Origin of the sequence: Variovorax glacialis (genome assembly GCF_051216375.1) — a bacterium.
Classification (GTDB): Bacteria; Pseudomonadota; Gammaproteobacteria; order Burkholderiales; family Burkholderiaceae_C; genus Variovorax.
Window position 1 is genome coordinate 121,158 of sequence record NZ_JBPJZT010000012.1, and the last position, 17,366, is coordinate 138,523.

At 66.1% G+C, this 17,366-nt stretch carries 13 protein-coding genes; 3 read left to right on the forward strand and 10 right to left on the reverse strand.

Annotated elements, in window-relative coordinates:
- Nucleotides 1-11: 11 nt before the first annotated feature.
- Nucleotides 12-515 carry a GAF domain-containing protein gene (locus ACSFBL_RS26465; protein WP_435518798.1) on the reverse strand — a complete coding sequence of 168 codons (504 nt, stop codon included), beginning with the start codon at nucleotides 513-515 and terminating at the stop codon, nucleotides 12-14.
- Nucleotides 516-730: 215 nt separating this feature from the next.
- Between ACSFBL_RS26465 and ACSFBL_RS26470 the strand changes: the two genes are divergently transcribed.
- Entirely contained in the window at nucleotides 731-2,314 is a 1,584-nt protein-coding gene (locus ACSFBL_RS26470) for an acyl-CoA synthetase (protein WP_435518799.1), read from the forward strand.
- Nucleotides 2,315-2,378: 64 nt separating this feature from the next.
- On the forward strand, nucleotides 2,379-2,573 hold the full coding sequence (locus ACSFBL_RS26475; protein WP_435518800.1) for a hypothetical protein: 195 nt from the start codon (nucleotides 2,379-2,381) through the stop codon (nucleotides 2,571-2,573).
- 12 nt (nucleotides 2,574-2,585) lie between these two features.
- On the opposite strand, the gene ACSFBL_RS26480 is transcribed toward ACSFBL_RS26475, so the two are convergent.
- Both ACSFBL_RS26480 and ACSFBL_RS26485 read right to left on the reverse strand, forming a co-directional pair.
- Complete coding sequence (locus ACSFBL_RS26480; RefSeq protein WP_435518801.1) at nucleotides 2,586-4,133, reverse strand: M20/M25/M40 family metallo-hydrolase; 1,548 nt, start codon at nucleotides 4,131-4,133, stop codon at nucleotides 2,586-2,588.
- Between the two features lie 74 nt (nucleotides 4,134-4,207).
- The gene (locus ACSFBL_RS26485; protein WP_435518802.1) at nucleotides 4,208-5,932 is read right to left on the reverse strand and encodes a hypothetical protein; all 1,725 of its coding nucleotides are present in this window, start codon (nucleotides 5,930-5,932) and stop codon (nucleotides 4,208-4,210) included.
- Between the two features lie 186 nt (nucleotides 5,933-6,118).
- Here ACSFBL_RS26485 and ACSFBL_RS26490 point away from each other — a divergent pair, with 186 nt between their 5' ends.
- Nucleotides 6,119-8,314, forward strand: a complete 2,196-nt coding sequence (locus ACSFBL_RS26490; protein ID WP_435518803.1) for a polysaccharide biosynthesis tyrosine autokinase — start codon at nucleotides 6,119-6,121, stop codon at nucleotides 8,312-8,314.
- 3 nt (nucleotides 8,315-8,317) lie between these two features.
- Here ACSFBL_RS26490 and ACSFBL_RS26495 read toward each other — a convergent pair whose 3' ends face one another.
- The 7 genes from ACSFBL_RS26495 to ACSFBL_RS26525 are packed head-to-tail and all read right to left on the reverse strand — an operon-like array spanning nucleotide 8,318 to nucleotide 17,364.
- On the reverse strand, nucleotides 8,318-9,172 hold the full coding sequence (locus tag ACSFBL_RS26495) for an FkbM family methyltransferase (RefSeq protein WP_435518829.1): 855 nt from the start codon (nucleotides 9,170-9,172) through the stop codon (nucleotides 8,318-8,320).
- Nucleotides 9,173-9,177: 5 nt separating this feature from the next.
- Nucleotides 9,178-10,074 (reverse strand): glycosyltransferase family 2 protein, encoded by an 897-nt coding sequence (locus tag ACSFBL_RS26500; RefSeq protein WP_435518804.1) that lies wholly within the window; start codon nucleotides 10,072-10,074, stop codon nucleotides 9,178-9,180.
- A gap of 12 nt (nucleotides 10,075-10,086) precedes the next feature.
- Nucleotides 10,087-10,971: a glycosyltransferase family 2 protein gene (locus ACSFBL_RS26505; protein ID WP_435518805.1), complete on the reverse strand. Its 885-nt coding sequence runs from the start codon at nucleotides 10,969-10,971 to the stop codon at nucleotides 10,087-10,089.
- Between the two features lie 3 nt (nucleotides 10,972-10,974).
- The gene (locus tag ACSFBL_RS26510; protein WP_435518806.1) at nucleotides 10,975-12,162 is read right to left on the reverse strand and encodes a glycosyltransferase; all 1,188 of its coding nucleotides are present in this window, start codon (nucleotides 12,160-12,162) and stop codon (nucleotides 10,975-10,977) included.
- A 19-nt stretch (nucleotides 12,163-12,181) separates the two neighbouring features.
- A complete protein-coding gene (locus tag ACSFBL_RS26515) occupies nucleotides 12,182-14,350 on the reverse strand; it encodes a glycosyltransferase (protein ID WP_435518807.1) in 2,169 nt (722 codons plus the stop codon).
- A complete protein-coding gene (locus ACSFBL_RS26520) occupies nucleotides 14,331-15,893 on the reverse strand; it encodes an oligosaccharide flippase family protein (protein WP_435518808.1) in 1,563 nt (520 codons plus the stop codon). The genes ACSFBL_RS26515 and ACSFBL_RS26520 overlap by 20 nt, the downstream gene beginning before the upstream one ends.
- Nucleotides 15,880-17,364 carry a hypothetical protein gene (locus tag ACSFBL_RS26525; RefSeq protein ID WP_435518809.1) on the reverse strand — a complete coding sequence of 495 codons (1,485 nt, stop codon included), beginning with the start codon at nucleotides 17,362-17,364 and terminating at the stop codon, nucleotides 15,880-15,882. The genes ACSFBL_RS26520 and ACSFBL_RS26525 overlap by 14 nt, the downstream gene beginning before the upstream one ends.
- Nucleotides 17,365-17,366 lie beyond the last annotated feature (2 nt).

Here is a 17,366-nt window from a genome sequence, read left to right on the forward strand (position 1 = left end):
CGCCGATCCCGTCAGTTCAGCGGGTCGAGTGAGCGGTCGACGTCGTGGCCCTCCGCCTGGGCCAGCAGGCGCGCCGCAGCGCCCGCCGCCATCTCCAGGCGCCGCACATCGCGGTCATCGAGATGCGTGCATTCGGTGAAACTGAAGCCGCAGAGCACACCGTAGAGGTTGCCGTCCGCGAATTGCACGGGCACGCCGATGTGGCCGCCCAGCACCTCGTAGTACTCGGGCAGCTGGTAGCGCGCTCGTTCCTGGGCGACGCTCTTCATCAGGCGCGGCATCCGCCCGTCGACGATGCGCTTGCAAATGGTCATGTCCAGCGGGTGCGACTGCCCGGCCTTGACGACGGGATCCTTCGACTTCGCCGACACGTGGCGGAAAACGCGCGCGCCCCCGACGAATTCGCCGACGAAGACCACTTCGAGGTTGAGCTGCTCGCGCACGACGCGAAGCAGCGTCCCGATGGAGCGCTCCAGATGCGCGCAGCCGCGCATGTCGGCGTCGGCCGTGACCATCGAAAGTTGTCCGGCCCAACCTGCCAGGTCGCCGTCTTGGGATTGAATTTCCGTTTCCATTGATAACGAGTCTCCGTTGCGACATCCTAAGTCAGCCCACGCGTTGAATCTGTGCAAAACCGCGTGAAATCAAGCGATATTCACGCGACCCCGGGCTGGCAAAAGAGCGGCATTAGTTCTATAGGATTCGTTTTCACATGAACAAGGAGACACCCATGAATTCGATCGCACGTCGCCAGACGCTGGCCGACCTCGTCAGGCGCAGTGCGCGCCGGTTTCCTTCGAAGCTGGCCATCGTGTGCGGGGACACCCGCTGGACCTATGCCGAGCTCGACGCCATCGTCAACCGCCTGGCGGGCGCGCTTTCAGGGCGCGGCATCGTGGCGGGCGATCGTGTCGCGGTGCTCGCGCGCAACTCGCACGCCTTCGTCGCATTGCGTTTTGCCCTCGCCCGGCTTGGCGCTGTGCTCGTGCCCATCAACTTCATGCTCAAGGCGGAGGAAGTCGCCTACATCCTCCGGCACGCCGGTGCGCGCATGCTCGCGACCGACAGCGGACTCGCCGCGCTGGCGCGCGACGCGGCGGCGCTCGACACCGCCGTGGGCGAGTTCGTCTGGCTGCCTTCCGAGGACCCGACCGATGCGCCCGAAGGCATGACGCGATTCGACGCGCTGATCGCGATGCAGGCCGAGCCCCCCGAGGTCGACCTGAACGGCAGCGAGCTGGCACAGATCGTCTACACGAGCGGCACCGAATCCGCCCCCAAGGGCGCGATGCTCACGCACGACGCCGTGATCGCGGAGTACGTGAGCTGCGTGGTCGATGCCGAGATCGCGACGGGCGACCTGACGCTCCACGCACTGCCCCTCTATCACTGCGCGCAGCTCGACGTGTTCCTCGGGCCGTGCATCTACGTGGGCGCGACCAACGTCATCACCGCCAAGCCGACGCCGGAGAACCTGCTGCCGATGCTGGCGCGACACGGCATCCAGTCCTTCTTCGCGCCGCCGACGGTCTGGATCGGCCTGCTCCGATCGCCGCTGTTCGAGCAGGTCGACCTTCGGTCGCTCAAGAAGGGCTACTACGGCGCGTCGATCATGCCGGTCGAGGTGCTGCGCGAACTCGCCGCACGCCTGCCTGCCGTGCGGCTCTGGAACCTCTACGGACAGACCGAGATCGCGCCGCTCGCCACCATGCTCGGACCCGATGACCAATTGCGCAAGGCGGGCTCCGCCGGCCGGCCGGTGCTGAACGTGGAAACGCGCGTCGTCGACGACCAGATGCGCGACGTCGCCGTCGGCGAGGTGGGCGAGATCGTCCACCGGTCGCCGCACCTGATGCTCGGCTACTACCACGACGAGGCACGGACCGCCGCCGCGTTCGAGGGCGGCTGGTTCCACTCCGGCGACCTCGGCATCCTCGACGACGAAGGCTACCTGAGCGTGGTCGATCGCAAGAAGGACATGATCAAGACCGGCGGGGAGAACGTCGCCAGCCGCGAGGTCGAGGAAGCCATCTATCGCCTGGCCGGCATCAGCGAGGTCGCGGTGGTGGGGGTTCCGCATCCGCGCTGGGTGGAAGGCGTGCTGGCGGTCGTGGTGGCCAAGCCGGGGCATGCGCTGGACGAGGCGCAGGTCATGAACCATTGCGCGCAGCACCTCGCGAGCTTCAAGTCACCCAAGCGCGTGGTCTTCGTCGATGCGTTGCCGAAGAACCCCAGTGGCAAGCTCCTCAAGCGCGAATTGCGCAACAGCCATGTCGGGGCGTTCACGAGCGGCGAGGACGGCGAACGCGGCTGACATGGGCGCGCCATCCGTGGCGCGACATGTATCGCTTTGTTCCCGGGTAAAATCTCGCCCCTCTATGTCGGATACCCAACTCACCAAGGATGGCCTGCGCTACGTCAAGAAGGCGCCGGGCTCCATCATCACCACCCCCCGCGCCGAATCGATGATGTCGTGCTTCAAGTGCGGCAAGTTCACCCTTCGCACCGCGATGACTTCGCGACGCTTTCTCGGCAAGAACCACCTCGTCTGCGCGCCCAAATGCGGCGGCTAGACGCGCGGCGGTTCAGTTCGCCACGAACGGGTGCGTGATCAGGCTGTAGATGGTCCGCACCCCGTCGATGTAGTTGCCCATCCGCATGTTCTCGTTGCTCGCATGCTGGTTGTTGTCCGAATTGACCAGCGGCACGATCGCAAACGGAACCTGCAATGCCCCCACGATCTCGGCCGTGGGCACGGTGCCGCCCATCATGCGGATGCGGACCGGTTCGGGCTTGGCGCCGAAGGCATCGACCATCGACGCATAGGCCCACTGGCCGACCGCTGAATCCATCGGCGTGCCCGCCGCATCCCCGCCTTCGGTCTGCATCGCAAAGCTCGCCAGCTTCTCGTAGCGGCTGCGATCGTCGTCGGTGGGCGCGCCCTTCACGAGGTGGTAGCCCTGCTTCTCGATGTGGGTCTCGACCAGCTTGCCGAGATAGACCGCGTTCGAATCGGGCGTGGTGCGCAGATCGAGTTCCGCCACCGCCTGGTCGGGCACGATGTTGGCGGCCTTGTCGCCCACCGCCGCCGACGACATGCCCCGCACGTTGAGCGAGGGGTACTGCATCGCCTCCTGGTAGTTCGCGCCGACCTGGTCCGTCCGCGCAATGCCCAGGCGCTTCTTCAGCGCGGCCTCGTCGTCCGGCACGGCCGCCATGATCTTGCGCTCGGCATCGCCGAGCTTCACATGGTCGTAATAGCCCGGAATCAGCACGCGGCCCGTGTCGTCCTTCATCGAAGCGAGCAGCGTGGCCAGGCGCTGCGCCGGGTTCGGCGAGTAGTTGCCGTAGTGGCCGCTGTGAAGCGACACCTTGGCGCCATAGACGGTGATCCGCCCCATCGCCGCGCCGCGGTTGCCGAAGATCAGCGTGGGCCGATTGGTGGCGTGCATCGGACCGTCGTGGATCACGATCGCGTCGCTGCGCAGCAGGTCGCGGTGCGCGAGCATGACCTTGCCGATCGAGGGCGAGCCTTTTTCTTCCTCGCTGTCGAGCACCACCTTGACGTTGACGCCCAGCTTGTCGCCACTCGCCTTCAGGGCGTCCATCGCCGCCAGGAACATCATGATCGGCGCCTTGTCGTCGGCCGAGGATCGCCCGAACACGCGCCATTCCGGATCGACCGGGCCGCTGAAGAGCTGTGCCGAGTCGATCTCTTCCCACTCGCCCTTTGCCGTCTTGCGCTTGAGCACCGGTTGCCACGGGCTTTTCTGTTGCCACTGCTCGGGGATGACCGGCTGGCCGTCGAGGTGCATGTAGAAAAGCACGGTCTTGCGCTTCGGGTCGCTGCCGGGCAACTCCGCGAAGAGCATGGGCTTGCCGTCGTTGGCCAGTTGCGTCGTCGTGAAGCCGCGCTTGCGGAAAGCCGCTTCGAGCCACTCGACGTTCTTGCGGATATCGGCCGGCACGATGGCGTCGTTGGGCAGCGCCAGGAGTTCGAAGTAATCGCGGAAGGTGGCCTGCGCGTATTGGGTGGCCCCGGCCGGCGAAAGCTCGGCGGCATGCAGGGGATGGGTTGCAGCGGCGGCGAGCAGCGCCGCAACGAACGAGAGGTGGCGCAAGGGGCGATTCATGGCGGGGAAAGATAGCACAGCACTTCGAGCACCCTGCCTCCCGCGCGGCCCGCAATTCGCGCCCGAACCGGATCTCACCGGCTCACGGTCACCTGCCGGATGCTGTACTGCGAGTGCGCGGTGCCGTCGGAATCGAGGCAGAAGTTGTAGCCGTATAGCCCGACGAAACGGGCGTTGGGCACGGTCCATGTCTTCTGGTGGAAGGCGGTTCCGGCAACATGGAACCAGCCCTCGCTCGTCGGCACCAGGCCGTTCCCGTCGCCAGAGGCGATCAACGCGTCCGATTCGTACCGGAGATTGAAGCCGGGGTCGCCGTGCCCATGCCCGCGCAGCACGACGGTGATGCGAATCGGCGCGGCCCCATACAACGGCAGGAACGTGGGGTCCACCGCAAAGCAGGGGCCGGTACGGCCTTCGAGATTGAACTCGGGCGTGTTGTTCGCCACGGTGGCCGCGGGTGCGTCTTTCATGAAGACGCCCTGCGGCATCGCGCCCGCCGTCAGCTGCACCGACGCCGAAGCACTGTGGTCACCGTTCCATGGAAACGCCTTGCCGTTGCTGGCAGCGGCTTCGGTCAGCCATTGTTCGGCTTGTGCCGAGCCAGCCGGCGCGACAAGGATCGCAGGCGCATCGGTGAGCGTCGGTGTGCGGCTCGTGGTGGTCGCACCGGTGCGCGGGTCGACCACCGTGACGTCGGACGCCAACGCGAGCACCGCCGGTTGCGCGGGCCGCGTCCACGCCGACAACACCACGCCTTGCGGACCTTTGAAGACGAAGCCGTAGTAGGCATTGCCGGGTTGCGTCCAACCGACATAACGGGGCCGCGCGCCCAGGTAGGTGTTCAGGCTGCGCAGCGCGTACCAGGCGGGCCGCTTCGTGCCGTCGACGGTCGTTAAGCCCATCGTCAGGCCTTCGCTGTCGCTCGGGTCGAACCAGTAGGTGCGCGCCACGCCCTGGGCGAAGGCCATCGTGTAGATCTTCGCGAGCGCGTCGCTTTGTCGTTGCGGTCCGACGCCATCCGCGGCGGGTGTCGCGGCGTTGAAGCCGATCTCGGTGAACCACACCGGCACTGCGGCCTTCGCGGGATCCTTCTCCCGCAGCATCTCGCGCACGCGGGGCGCGATCGCCATGAACTGCCCTTCCCAGCCTTGAGGCAGCAGCGACGCCACTTCGTAGGGGTGCAGGGTCACGAAGTCGTACTTGCCCGCGGCCCCGGCCGCGATGCTTTCGGCCAGAAAGTTGACGTGGTTGCTCTTGGCGGCGAGGCCGATCTGCACGGTCGGATCAACGGCCTTCGCCGCATCGAAGGCAACAGCCACCACCTTCGCGTAGGACAAGGGCGACTGGTCGGCCGTGAAGTTGGGCGGCTCGTTCCACACTTCCCAGTACTTGACGCGGCCCTTGTAGCGCCTGACCTGCGCAGTCACGTACCGGTGCCAACCACGCAGGTCGTTCACCGGCAGCGTGAAGACGGGGCCGGAACTCCATTGCAGAAAACCAACGGCCGACATGCCGGCCGCGGTGATGGGCGTCAATCCGTCGACGTCGGGCGTCGACTGGAAGCCACGCACGGTCGTGATGCCTGCTTCCGCCATCGCAGGCAGCCAGGGCTCGGGGTTGTAGGACAGCGCCGCCGATGGCGCCACGCCCCAGGGCCTGTCGCGATTCGCGGCAAGACCTGGTTCGTCGGCTGCCCGTGCGGTCATCGACCCCATGCTCGACGCGGATGTCAGCAACGCAGCGGCAGCGAGATGGGCTCGTGACGCCTTGAGATCGAGGTTCATACGTGTGGAGACCATGTTAGTGACAAGTTCGTCGCGCGGTTTACATAGACGTGAGAAGTCGTAAGACACCGCGCCGAAACGCTTACGCGCACAGACAAGCGGCACGATTTCTGCTGTTATCTCGGAATGCGCCAATCCCTCACTATCTCGACGCCCGGCACTCAACAGCGTCCGCTCGCAGTTTCCGGGCCAGGCATTCCGATGATCGACGCGGAAGACGAGCCGCGCCTCTCGGAGTACAGGGACATCCTGATCGACCACAAGTGGCTGATCGTCTCCACCATCGCATTGGCCCTGCTCATCGGCCTGGTCTACGTGACGGTGGCCACGCCCGTCTATCGTGCCAACCTGCTGTTGCAGATCGAAGACTCCGCGCCCGACAGCAAGAATCTTGTCAGCGAAAAACCCGGCCTGTTCGAAGTCAAGACACCGGCGACCGGCGAGATCCAGGTGCTCGCATCCCGAATGGTCCTGAACGCAGCAGCAGAAGAGACCGATCTGCAGATCAGCGCGCAGCCGCGTTATCTGCCGGGGATCGGCCAGTGGCTTTCCCGTCGCACGGTCGGACTGTCCGACCCCGGCATCCTGGGTCTGGGTGGCTATGTGTCTGGCGCCGAGCGCATCCAGGTGACGCGCTTCGATGTGCCGCCTTCACTGGAGGACACGGAGCCTTTCATCATCACCGCGCGGGGCGACGGGAAATTCACGGTGCGCCACGAGCTGCTCGATGCGCCGCTCGAGGGCGTGGTCGGACAGCCCCTGCGCCAGACGCTGCCCGACGGCGTCCTCGAGATCCGCATCGGCGAACTCGCGGGCAAGCCCGGCGCCGAATACACCGTCTCCGTGGCATCGCGGCTACGCGCCATCGAGCGCCTGCAGGAGCGTCTGCAACTGAGTGAACAGGGCCGGCAGTCGAACGTCATCGGCGTCACCCTCGAAGACACCGATCGCATTCGCCTCGCGCGCATCCTCAATGCGATTGGCGAGCAGTACGTTCGACAGAACATGGATCGCAAGTCGGCGGAAGCCGAGAAGACACTCGCGTTCCTCAAGTCGCAATTGCCGGTGTTCCAGCGCCAGCTCCAGGGCGCGGAGGATGCCTTTGCGCGCTTTCGCAACAAGAACGGCACCGTCGACTTCGACGAGGAAGCCAAGGTCTGGCTGAAGAAGACGTCCGACCTCCAGACCAGCCTGCTCGATTTGCAGCAACGCCGTCGCGACGCGCAGATGAACTTCACCGACCAGAGCCCTCGCATGCAGCTGCTGAACCAGCAGATCGCGGCGGTCCAGGGCGAACTCAACGCACTCAATTCGCGCGTCTCCGGCATGCCGAATGTGGAGCGCGACGCGTTGCGGCTGGAGCGCGACGTGCGCGTCAACAGCACGCTGTACCAGGCCATGCAGAACAACATCCTGCAGATGCAACTGGCCAAGGAAGGAAAGATCGGCAACGTGCGCCTGCTGGACAAGGCCGCCGTGTCCAAGGTGCCCGTCAAGCCGCAGAAGACCCTGGTCCTCGCCTTCGCGCTGGTGCTGGGTGCCCTGGTGGGGCCGGCGCTCGCGATATTGCGCACGCGGCTGAAGCCGGGCATTCACAACCCGGGCGAGATCGAGGATCACACCGGTCTGGACGTCCATGCGGTCGTGCCCCACAGCCCCGAGCAGTCGCTTCTCGAGCGGCGGCGCAACGGCAGGACCGAGTCGGGCTCCCTGCTGGCCGATGCCCATCCGCACAGCGCCTCCATCGAGGCCTTGCGCACCTTGCGCGTCGGCCTCAGGCTCACCATGGCGGATGCACCCAACAATCGCATCCTGGTCACCGGTGCCACGCCCGGCGTCGGCAAGAGCTTCATCGCGAGCAACTTCGCGACGCTGCTGGCGCAATCCGGCAAGCGGGTGCTCCTGATCGATGCCGACCTGCGCAAGGGCGATCTCAGCGGCGCCTTCGACCTTCCCAGGGAAGGCGGATTGGCCGAACTGGTCGCCGGCGACGTCGACGCGCAACAGGCCGTTCGCGAGCAGGTGCGGCCCAACCTGGACGTGCTGACCACAGGCAGGCTGCCCGAGATGGCGGCCGACATGCTGGAGTCGGAGTCCTTCACCCACACGCTCGAGACGCTCTCTTCGTCCTACGACCTCGTGGTCGTCGATGTCGCACCGGTGCTGGTCGCGGCGGATGCATCGGCAGTGGCCTCGGCGTGCGGCGTCGTCCTGCTCGTGACGCGCGCCGGCAAGAGCCAGCTTGGAGAACTGAACGAGAGCATTCGACGGCTGGTGCAGGCCGGCGCATCGATCAACGGGGTGCTCTTCAACGGGATGGACTTCAGCCGCCGCTACAACGGCAGCCGTGCCTACCGCCACGGCAGCTACCGGCACGAGGAATACAAGCAGGCGTAGCGGCTACGCCAGCGTGTTCGAGATGCTGAACACGTTCTCGTTGCGGTAGATGAAGTCCCTGTTTCTCTCGGAGATGGCGCGCAGGAAGTTGTTCGAGGTGGCCTGCCGGGGCAGCATCCAGTCATGCAGCTCGATGATCAGCAGAGGGAACGCATCCAGCCATTCGACGTTCTTCTCGAACAGGTTCTGCTCGAAACCCTCGATGTCGATCTTGATGATGAAGGGGGTGCATTCGCTGTAGAGGGGATCGCGGACGATCGAATTGACGCTGACGATCTTCGTCTTTCCCTCGGCGCTGGTCTCGGTCCGGTAGCCCCAGTTTCCCTCGCCGGGGTCCACGATGTCGGCTCGCGCATCCGAGTTGCCGATGCCGGCCAGCAGGAACTGGATGTTGGGGTCGTGGTTGTTCAGCCGGGCCATTGCCATGTTCCGCTCTTCCGGTTCGATGCAGACGACCACCGAGCCTTCGTAGGTCTCCGAGAAATACTTGGTGGCCAGGCCGCTGTTTCCCCCGCAATCGATGATCAAGGGCTTCTTGCCCGAATCGATGATCCTGGCGTAGTACTGCCGGAGGGTGTCGGCGTGATTGGGACTTTCGAGTGCGTAGTCCTCATTGACGAAGATCTGCCGCACCACGGCCACGTCGATGTCGTCCCTCGACTTGACGGTGAAGACCGATCCGCGCAATCGGTCGTAGATCAACTGGTCCGAGAACACGCCGGGCGTCAACTTCACGAACCTCGACTTCTTCTTCAGCAGCGGACTCGCGCAGAAGTTCGACAAGCCATACGCCCAACGCGCGAGTTCCTTGATGCGCTTCGAATTCGACATGGGTATCAGCATCTTCACGTCCTCCATAGTCTTCACTTCTGCGATCCGAGGTTGATCGACTTCTTGAGCCCACTGCCGTCGAGGCAGACGCCCGCATACCCTTCGGCCCTGCCGACGGCCACGTTCAAGTAGTAGATCCCGCGGTTGATGTTTCCCTTCAGCAGGGACAGGCACGCACCCCCGATGGGCCGGACCAGGTAGTTCGTCAGATACAGGATCCCGTAGCTGTGCTTGCGGATGACATGTCCCATGCCCCTCGCATAGCGGCGCCCCTTGGCGCGCATGGCGTCGTCCGGATCGCGCGTGTCGAGTTCCGGATGGTGGGCGTAGAGCGCCGGGTCGTAGACGACCTTGAAGCCGGCCAGGATGGCACGAATGGTGATGTCCGGCCCTTCGCACGACTGCCAGGGCGTCGACGCACCGACGCCGATGTCCTCGTCGAAGCCTTCGAGCTTCTCGAACACCTGGCGCCTGAAGAACACCACCCATTCGATCTGGGTGGTGAACACGTTCCGGAGGTCGACCGGCTGCGCGCGCGTCTCGAACCGGCCGTTGATGGAGCGACCGTCCGGGGCCGCGGCACGTCCGCAGACGATGTCCGCACCCGTTTCGTCGAATCGTCCAAGGGCATTCCTGAGCAACGAAGGCGGATACAGGCAATCGTCATCGGGAAAGCAGAGGATCTCGCCGCTCGCCTTCGCGACGCCCAGGTTCCTGCCGAGGCTGACGCCCTTGGCGTGCGGGCTCCGAAGATAGTGAACCGGAAAGTCGACTGCGACGGCGCTGCACGCCACCTGCAGGCGCGCATCCGCGTTCTGGTCGACGATTATCAGTTCGAAGTCGTTGTGGTCCAGTTGCTTCAAGGCCTGGATGAACTGGATGACTTCGTCGATCCTGCCGAGGGTGGACATGACCAGGGACACTTTCATCGGTCGTCGTCCTCAGAAGCGAAGAATGCGCTCGGGGTCGACGCGCCCTCGAACCCAGTCCCACACCGCCAGTGCGTTGCCCACCAATCGGCCGCGCCTGTCGACCCAGGGTTCCGGCCTCCAGCTGCGCAACAGGTTCGCGCCGATGTTCTTCAGGTTTCCGTTGAGCGCCTGAAGCGGCGTCATGTGCCCCTTGCGCATGATGTAGATGCGGTTGGCCACCTGCGAGTAGCCGAGGCGCTTGCCCGGACTGCGACCCGAGCGCTTCGTTCCCAGGTGCACGCCTCGCAGGCTCGTCGCCTGCACGATGTCGCCATGGGGCGCGAGCTGCCTCGAGAAATCGACATCCTCCAGCCAGCCGTACAGCGGCAGCCGCTCGTCGAAGCGGATGCCGTGCTGCCGCACGGGCGCAAGCCGGACCGCCATGTTGCAGCCATAGGCGTTGAAGGCCGGAGAAAGCGACGGCGGATTCGGATCGAGCCCCGTGTCCGCCAGCAGCCGCACCGCTTCTTCATGGGTCAATCCGGGCCCGAGGATGCCGTCCGCGAGCACCTTGCCGGTCGCCACGACGACCCCGGGGTGGGCGGCGAACAGCCGCTCGGTCTCGCGCACGAAATCTTCCGCAGGCAGGTAGTCGTCGTCGAAGAAGACCATCACATCCGCATCGGAAACTTCGATGAGCGCATTGCGTTGCGCCGAGCTTCCGATCGAGCCGGACACGATTCGGACGGGGCAGGGAAAGCCGTCCAGGCAAGCGGGGTCCACGTCCTCCGGCCGCGCCGGACAGATGAGCAGCTCGTCCGGCCGGCGCGACTGCCGCGCGAGGAAGCGGACCGCGTCGGCCAGCACGTCCCGTCGGCCGGCTGTGGCAATGGCGATGGCAATCTTGAGGCTCATGGATCAGTACGCCGGGAGGTTGCCGGTGCCCACGATGCGCGGGGCGGGTTCGTGAGCGGGCGGCATCAGGCTGTCGGTCAGCGCAGCCAGTTCGCGGTCGTTCCAGGACTGCGCCGTGCCGAAAGCAGCCCGCCCCCGCTCGACGCGCTCCTGCCTGTCCCTGTAAAGGTGCAGCACCGCATCGGCAAAGGCCGCTGCATCGCCGTCCGGCGTGACCCGCACGCCATGGAGGTCCGAAGCCCTGATGCCTTCGACACCGAATTGCGTGCTCACCGCCGGAATGCCGTGCCCGAAGGCCTCGAGCAGCTTGATCTTGACGCCCGTGCCGTGCGTGATGCTGTTCACCAGGATCGGACCTTCGCGGAACGCATCGCGAAAGCGAGGCACGACGCCGTACTTGACGACGCCGGGCGCGTCCGCGCATTTGCGGCAGACCGTGCCCGCGACGAACAGCTTGAAGTCCGGTTCCTGCTGCCGCACGAGCGGCAGGACCTGATCGACGAACCACGCCAGCGACTGGTTGTTCTGCGCGAAGTCCGAACCGATGAAAGCCGCCCCCGCGCATGCCGACAGGTCGAAAGGCGCATCGATGTCGATGATGTGGCTGACCAACGAGACCGTGTCCATCGAAGGCGGCAGCAGTCGCCGGAAATACTCGGCCTCCCGGTCCTGGATGGCCAGCACCCGCTGCGCCCGAATGAGCCCTCGCCGCTCCTGGGCCATCGGTATGCCGCCCGCAAAGCTGTCCTGCGTGTCGACGACGCGAAACGCGCGCGGCCCGAATGCATCGAAAGCGCGGGTGAAGGTCACGTACTGCGCAATGACGACATCGAAACCGTGCTGGCGCTCCAGCTTTCTGAGCTGTGGCGTGAATCCTGAAAAATAAGTCTCGTCGACATCGCTTTGTAGGAACCGGCTCCTAGTGAGTTTCCGCCGGGCCTTCCAGATTGCGCGGCCGGCGTAATAGGCCGCGTCGGCGACCGGCCCCCGTTCGAGGCAATGGAAGTTCCCGCTGCCCAGAAGTGCGCGATGCGCTTGCGGATCGAAGTCCCCCATCTGCCGCGATGGCAGGAACACGAAATGCACTTCGTGGCCGCGCGCCTTGCACGTCTTGACCATGTGCAGGGTCCTGACCCTGTTGCCGCCCGTGGCGGGGTAAAGCGGGAATGGCGAGACAAAGACGATCTTCATCGGAATCCTGTTCATCGGTTCAGAAGCGAAGAACCCGCTGCGGGTCGACCTGGCCCCGCACGCAATCCCACATGGCCAGGCAGTTGCCCGCGAGCCGACCGCGCCGGTCGACCCAGGGCTCCGGCGACAGGCTGCGCATCGAATTGGCCAGCAGGTTCTTCGCCATGTGCTTGAGCGCCAGCGACCAGTTCATCGTCCCCTTGCGCGCGAGATAAAGCGGATTGGCCACCTGCGAGTAGCCGAGGCGGCGGCCCGGGCTTCGGCCGGTTCCCTTGGTGCCGAGGTGAACGCCGCGCAGGCGCGCGACCTGGACCACCCTGCCGTGCGATGCCAACTGCCGCGAGAAGTCCACGTCTTCGAGCCAGGCGTAGAGCGGCAATCGTTCATCGAAGCGGACGCCATGGCTTCGCACCACCTGCATCCGGATGGCCATGTTGCACCCGTAGCCGTTGTAGGTCGCGGTCAGCGACCGGGGTCCGGTGTTCGGCCCCGCGCGTTCGAGGATGCGCACGCCCTCCGCGTAGCCGATGCCGGGGCCGAGGATCCCGTCGGCGAGCAGCTTTCCCGTGGCGACGACCACTTCCGGACAGGCGGCGAACAGCGCCTCGACCTCGGCGACGTAGTCGGACGACGGCAGGAAGTCATCGTCGAAGAAGATCACCACATCGGCATCGGTCGCGTCGAGCAGCACATTGCGCTGCAGCGGCAGACCGACCGGACCGCGCAGCACGCGAACCTCGCCCCCGTAGGCCCGCAGGCACGCCGGGTCGAGGTCTTCCTCCCGCGCCGGACAGACCAGCAACTCGTCCGCCATCCGGGACTGGTTGGCGAGCAGCCCGATCGTCTCGGCCACCACGTCCCGTCGACCCGCCGTGGCAATGGCAATCGCGATCTTGAGCCGCTCTGGCCTGGTCTCCAGCGCAGAAAGCGGCCGCATCATGACGCAGGCCTCTTCGTCGACTGGCGATGTGCGGGACACGGCCGCCGGCACGGGGCTCGCCTGCATGAGACCGGTGTCGCCCAGCGCCCGGCCAAGCACGGTTTCGAGCAGGCGACGCGCCGCCCGGTCCCAGGTGAAATGCGCAGCGTGCGCCTGGCCGCGGCGCCGCATGTCTTCGCGCAGTTCGACGTCATCGCACAGGCTTGCAACCTGCCGGGCCCATTGATCGGGGTCGTGCGGATCGGCCCACAGCACCGCGTCGCCGCAGACTTCGGGCAGCGCGCCGCAGGGCGCGGCAATCGCCGGACAGCCGAGCAGCATCGCCTCCAGCGGCGGAAGACCGAATCCCTCCGTGGTGGATGGAAAGGCCAGCGCCACGGCCTTCTGCAGAAGACCGGCCAGTTGCTCGTCGCTGATGAACCCCAGGAACCTGACGTTGGGAGGGACCGTGTGGCCTTGCCGCTCGAAGTCCTCGCGTTTCGCGGGTCCGAAAAGCGCCAGCGTGACCGACTGCAACGCCGGTGACTGGAAGGCCCGAAACAACATCGCGATGTTCTTGTGCGGCTGGGTGTTGGCGAGCGCGAGGATGAAGCGCTCACCCGCCAGCCCTGCCCCGTCGACCTTCGCCGCATCCGGCACCAGCCGCAGCACGTGGTCGCAGCCGTTGTGAATCACGCGGATGCGCTCCGCATCGGCCACGCCGAATCGCGCCAGTTGCTCGCGCGAATACCGGGAGACCGTCAACAAGGCCTTGTTGCGTTTGCCGAGTCGCGGCAGCACCAGTCGATACCACGTCCGGAAGGCGCGGGAGTAGGACGCGGGCGCGCTGTAGACCTGTGCGTCGTGAACCATCGTGAACGCATCGCGGTACACGACCGGCCCGATGTTGCAGAGGCTGATCAGCGTGTCGCTGCCGGCGCGGCGCGGCAGCATGAGTTGCTCCCAGAGCAGGCCGTTCAGTCGATCGGGCAAGGGCCCCCCGCTCCCCCAGCGATCGCTTTCCACGCGAATGTGCGAGAGGCGGAGATCGGTGTCCTGCCCACCCGGCACGATGACGCGGCATGACAGGGCCGCGGCAAGCGCAGGGTTGTTGCCGAGCACGGTGTCGAGCGCCACCAGCATTTCGCGGGCCACGCGATAGACGCCCGATCGGCTCGTCGAAGGCTGCAGGAACTTGCCGTTGATGACCAGTCGGGGCACGGTCGTGCCCTTCACAGGCGGCGGCGGATCAATGCGGTTGCTTGACATGGGCCTCCATGGGGTCGTTCGGCTTCGTTCGCGTGCGGGCCGCCGCCTGGGCGCGATGCGCGCGTGCCCGGGCGAACCGGGCGCGGATGGTGTCGAGGAGATGCTGTTCGAGTCCGGCGGGCCGCCCTGCCAGTTGCCACGCCAGCAGGACCAGCAGGGCATAGACCAGCAGGTACAGCAGGCCCAGCGGGATCGCCCGCACCAACAGATCAGGCAAGCCGGGCGCAGCCATCACGGCGGGCTCTGCGAACCAGAGAAGCGCACCCGCGGGCAGCATGGCCAGCAGCGGTGTCCACAGCGTCATGAGTTGGGGCACCAGGGGCTCGGCGATCAGGCGGCGCACGATGAACAGCGCGACCACCGTGCCGGCCGCGGTGGCGATCGCACTGCCGGCGATGGCGCCCGGTATGCCGAAGGCCACAGCGCCCAGCCACACCAGCGGCAACCGGACCATGAACTCGATCAGCGTCCGGACCGCCACCCACCGCGTGCGATCCAGCGTCATCGCCAGCGGCCCCATCAGGATCGCCGGAAGCCCCAGCAAGGTGACCGCGCTGATCCAGCGCAACCATTCCGCGGCCGGCGCCCAGGCCGGCCCCAGCGCCACGCGAACGAGCACTTCCGGCCACAACAGCGGCAGCCCCATGACGGGGGCCATCATCAGCGCGATGGCGCGAGACAACTGCAGATAGCGCGACCCGCGCGAATCGCCGGCCGATGCCAGTGCCTGCATGACGGGGCGACTCAGCGGCTGGACGAGGGCCTGCGCCGGAATCTCCGCCATCTGCTTGCCGAGGGCGTATTCGCCGAACGCCGAGGTGTTCGTGAGTCGCGGTAGGAGCAATCGATCGATCTGCCAATTGAGCGCCATCCCCAGTTGCGACACGAAGTTCCATCCGATCAGGCTGGAGAAATGCGTCCAGTGGACGAAGGTCAGTCGGGGCCGCAGCGGCACGATGCAGTACGACAGGAGCGTCGCCACCAGCGGCGCGCACACCGATGCCGCGGCAATGGCCCAATAGCTGCGCGTGGTGACGGCGATGGCCACCGATACGACGAGCGCAACGACCTTGCCGGACAACTCGAGCACCGCGTCGGGACGGAAGTTCAGCGCGCGTGCGTACTCCACCATCCGCGGATTGACCAGGCCACGCATCGTCGGCGCCAGCGCCAGCACCGCCAGCAACGCGGTCAGCCGCGGTTCGTTGTTGAACGCAGCCAGCGGCCAGGCCACGGCGAGCAGCAGCAGCCCGACGACGAGCCCGCGCAACAGGCTGAGCGTGAAGGCCGTGTGGAGCATGTCGGTGGTCAGCACAGGCACGCGGATCAATGCGGCAGCCATCGGCAGGTCGAACAAGGCCTCGACCACGAACACCGCCGCCATGGCCATGGCCACCAGGCCGAACTCCGCCGGGCCGAGGAAGCGCGCCAGGCAGAGCAGCATGACGAGGTCGATCAGCTTGGCGGTCAGCCGCGTGCCCACTGTCCACGCGCCGGCCCCGATCGCCCGGCTGGCCATGCTCGTGGGTTCAGCGGCTGACACGCGCGCTCCGCTCGGTGGCCAGCCGGAAAGGCTTGCGTCGCGATGCTTCGCCCATGCCCCGTGCGTCCGGGGCCCGCACCGTACTGAACGACGCCCGATGCCCGATCGCCGCCGCGATGCCATAGAGGAAGGCGTTCAACAACCCGAAGTCCGGGGTGGTGCCGATCATCAGGCTGGTAAAGAACGCAGGCAGATAGGACCAGCGCACGGCCGACAGCATGGCGTGTCCTTCCGCGTCGCCCTGGGGCGCCCTTCGCACGAACAGGGTCTGCAGCACGAAGAGGAAGTAGAACGCCGCGCCGAGCACGCCCGCGTTGCTCGCCAGCGCCACGGCGAAATTGGAGGCCCGGGTGCCGCCCAGGCCGACGCCCAGGCCATGCGTCGCCAGCAGCGCCTGCAGCGAAACGTGCGTCCACATGTTGCGTTCCTCGAAGGAACTGGTGGTCGACTTCTGCAGCACCATCAAGTCGAACATGTCGCGCATCGGGGTCAGCAGATGGGGAACCGCGAGCACGATCAGGCCCACGCCGCAGACGGCAACGGCACCCAGCCAGAACTCGCTCGCGAGGCCGCGCTGGAGCAGCGGATTGCGCCCCGCGGCGATCAGGCGCCAGCACCACTCCGCCCCTGCCGCCGCGCCGAAGAGGCCCAGCCCCAGGTAGGCCGCGGACGAAGTCGACAGCCACACCAGAAGAAGCAACACGACCATGAGGACCGGAACCACGCGACTGCGCAGGCGGCCCGGCGGCATCGCGCGCCTGAAGAAATACAGCGACGCCAGGAAGGCCAGCGCGAGACTGCCGAAGGACGAGGCCTCGGGCATCAGCCCGATCAGACGCGTGCTGGACAGGATTTCCGTGTCTGTGAGCAGGGCATAGCTGGCGGTGCGAAACAGTTCCAGGATTGGCGTGAGCGGCAGGAACTGCGACGCGAGGTCCAGGCCACCGGTGAGGACCGTCACCGCCGCTCCCAGGCACAGCGCGGCCATCGCATGGCGCCGCATGGACTCCGTGCGCAGCATGCGCGCGAAGCTGAAGACGGTCAGCACCGAAATGCTCACGTACACGAACTGGGAAACATTCTGGGCGGTTGGCACCAGCGCCGCGGTATCCGCAAGGGTGCCGCCGCGAACGGGCACGATCTCGACCATGCCGCCGAAGAAGCGCGGCATGAACGCGGTCGCGATGACGGCCACGAGCCAGAAGAGAAACAGCAGGAGCAGTTCGGATCGCTTCATCGCGGCGTCGAACGCCTGCGCGAGGCCCCGCGCGCTGCCGAGCTGCCGCGCGATCAGGAGCATGGCGACGATCGGCGTCGGCGTGAGGGTGAGGCCGCCTGTCAGTTCGGTCGGGACGGCCGCGAACGATCCGAAAGGCATCGAAGCGAAGAACAGGTACATCAGCGCCTGCTTCTGCCGGAACAGGGTCCAGACCGCGATGGTCCAGAAGGCGGCGATGGGGATGGCTTCCATGG

Bases quoted from the DNA above. Each gene is read 5' to 3' on its own strand.
- ACSFBL_RS26480 (WP_435518801.1), bottom strand. From the start codon at position 4,133: ATGAATCGCCCCTTGCGCCACCTCTCGTTCGTTGCGGCGCTGCTCGCC.
- ACSFBL_RS26475 (WP_435518800.1), top strand. From the start codon at position 2,379: ATGTCGGATACCCAACTCACCAAGGATGGCCTGCGCTACGTCAAGAAG.
- ACSFBL_RS26510 (WP_435518806.1), bottom strand. From the start codon at position 12,162: ATGAAGATCGTCTTTGTCTCGCCATTCCCGCTTTACCCCGCCACGGGC.
- ACSFBL_RS26465 (WP_435518798.1), bottom strand. From the start codon at position 515: ATGGTCACGGCCGACGCCGACATGCGCGGCTGCGCGCATCTGGAGCGC.
- ACSFBL_RS26470 (WP_435518799.1), top strand. From the start codon at position 731: ATGAATTCGATCGCACGTCGCCAGACGCTGGCCGACCTCGTCAGGCGC.
- ACSFBL_RS26485 (WP_435518802.1), bottom strand. From the start codon at position 5,932: ATGGTCTCCACACGTATGAACCTCGATCTCAAGGCGTCACGAGCCCAT.
- ACSFBL_RS26490 (WP_435518803.1), top strand. From the start codon at position 6,119: ATGATCGACGCGGAAGACGAGCCGCGCCTCTCGGAGTACAGGGACATC.
- ACSFBL_RS26495 (WP_435518829.1), bottom strand. From the start codon at position 9,172: ATGGAGGACGTGAAGATGCTGATACCCATGTCGAATTCGAAGCGCATC.
- ACSFBL_RS26500 (WP_435518804.1), bottom strand. From the start codon at position 10,074: ATGAAAGTGTCCCTGGTCATGTCCACCCTCGGCAGGATCGACGAAGTC.
- ACSFBL_RS26525 (WP_435518809.1), bottom strand. From the start codon at position 17,364: ATGGAAGCCATCCCCATCGCCGCCTTCTGGACCATCGCGGTCTGGACC.
- ACSFBL_RS26515 (WP_435518807.1), bottom strand. From the start codon at position 14,350: ATGTCAAGCAACCGCATTGATCCGCCGCCGCCTGTGAAGGGCACGACC.
- ACSFBL_RS26505 (WP_435518805.1), bottom strand. From the start codon at position 10,971: ATGAGCCTCAAGATTGCCATCGCCATTGCCACAGCCGGCCGACGGGAC.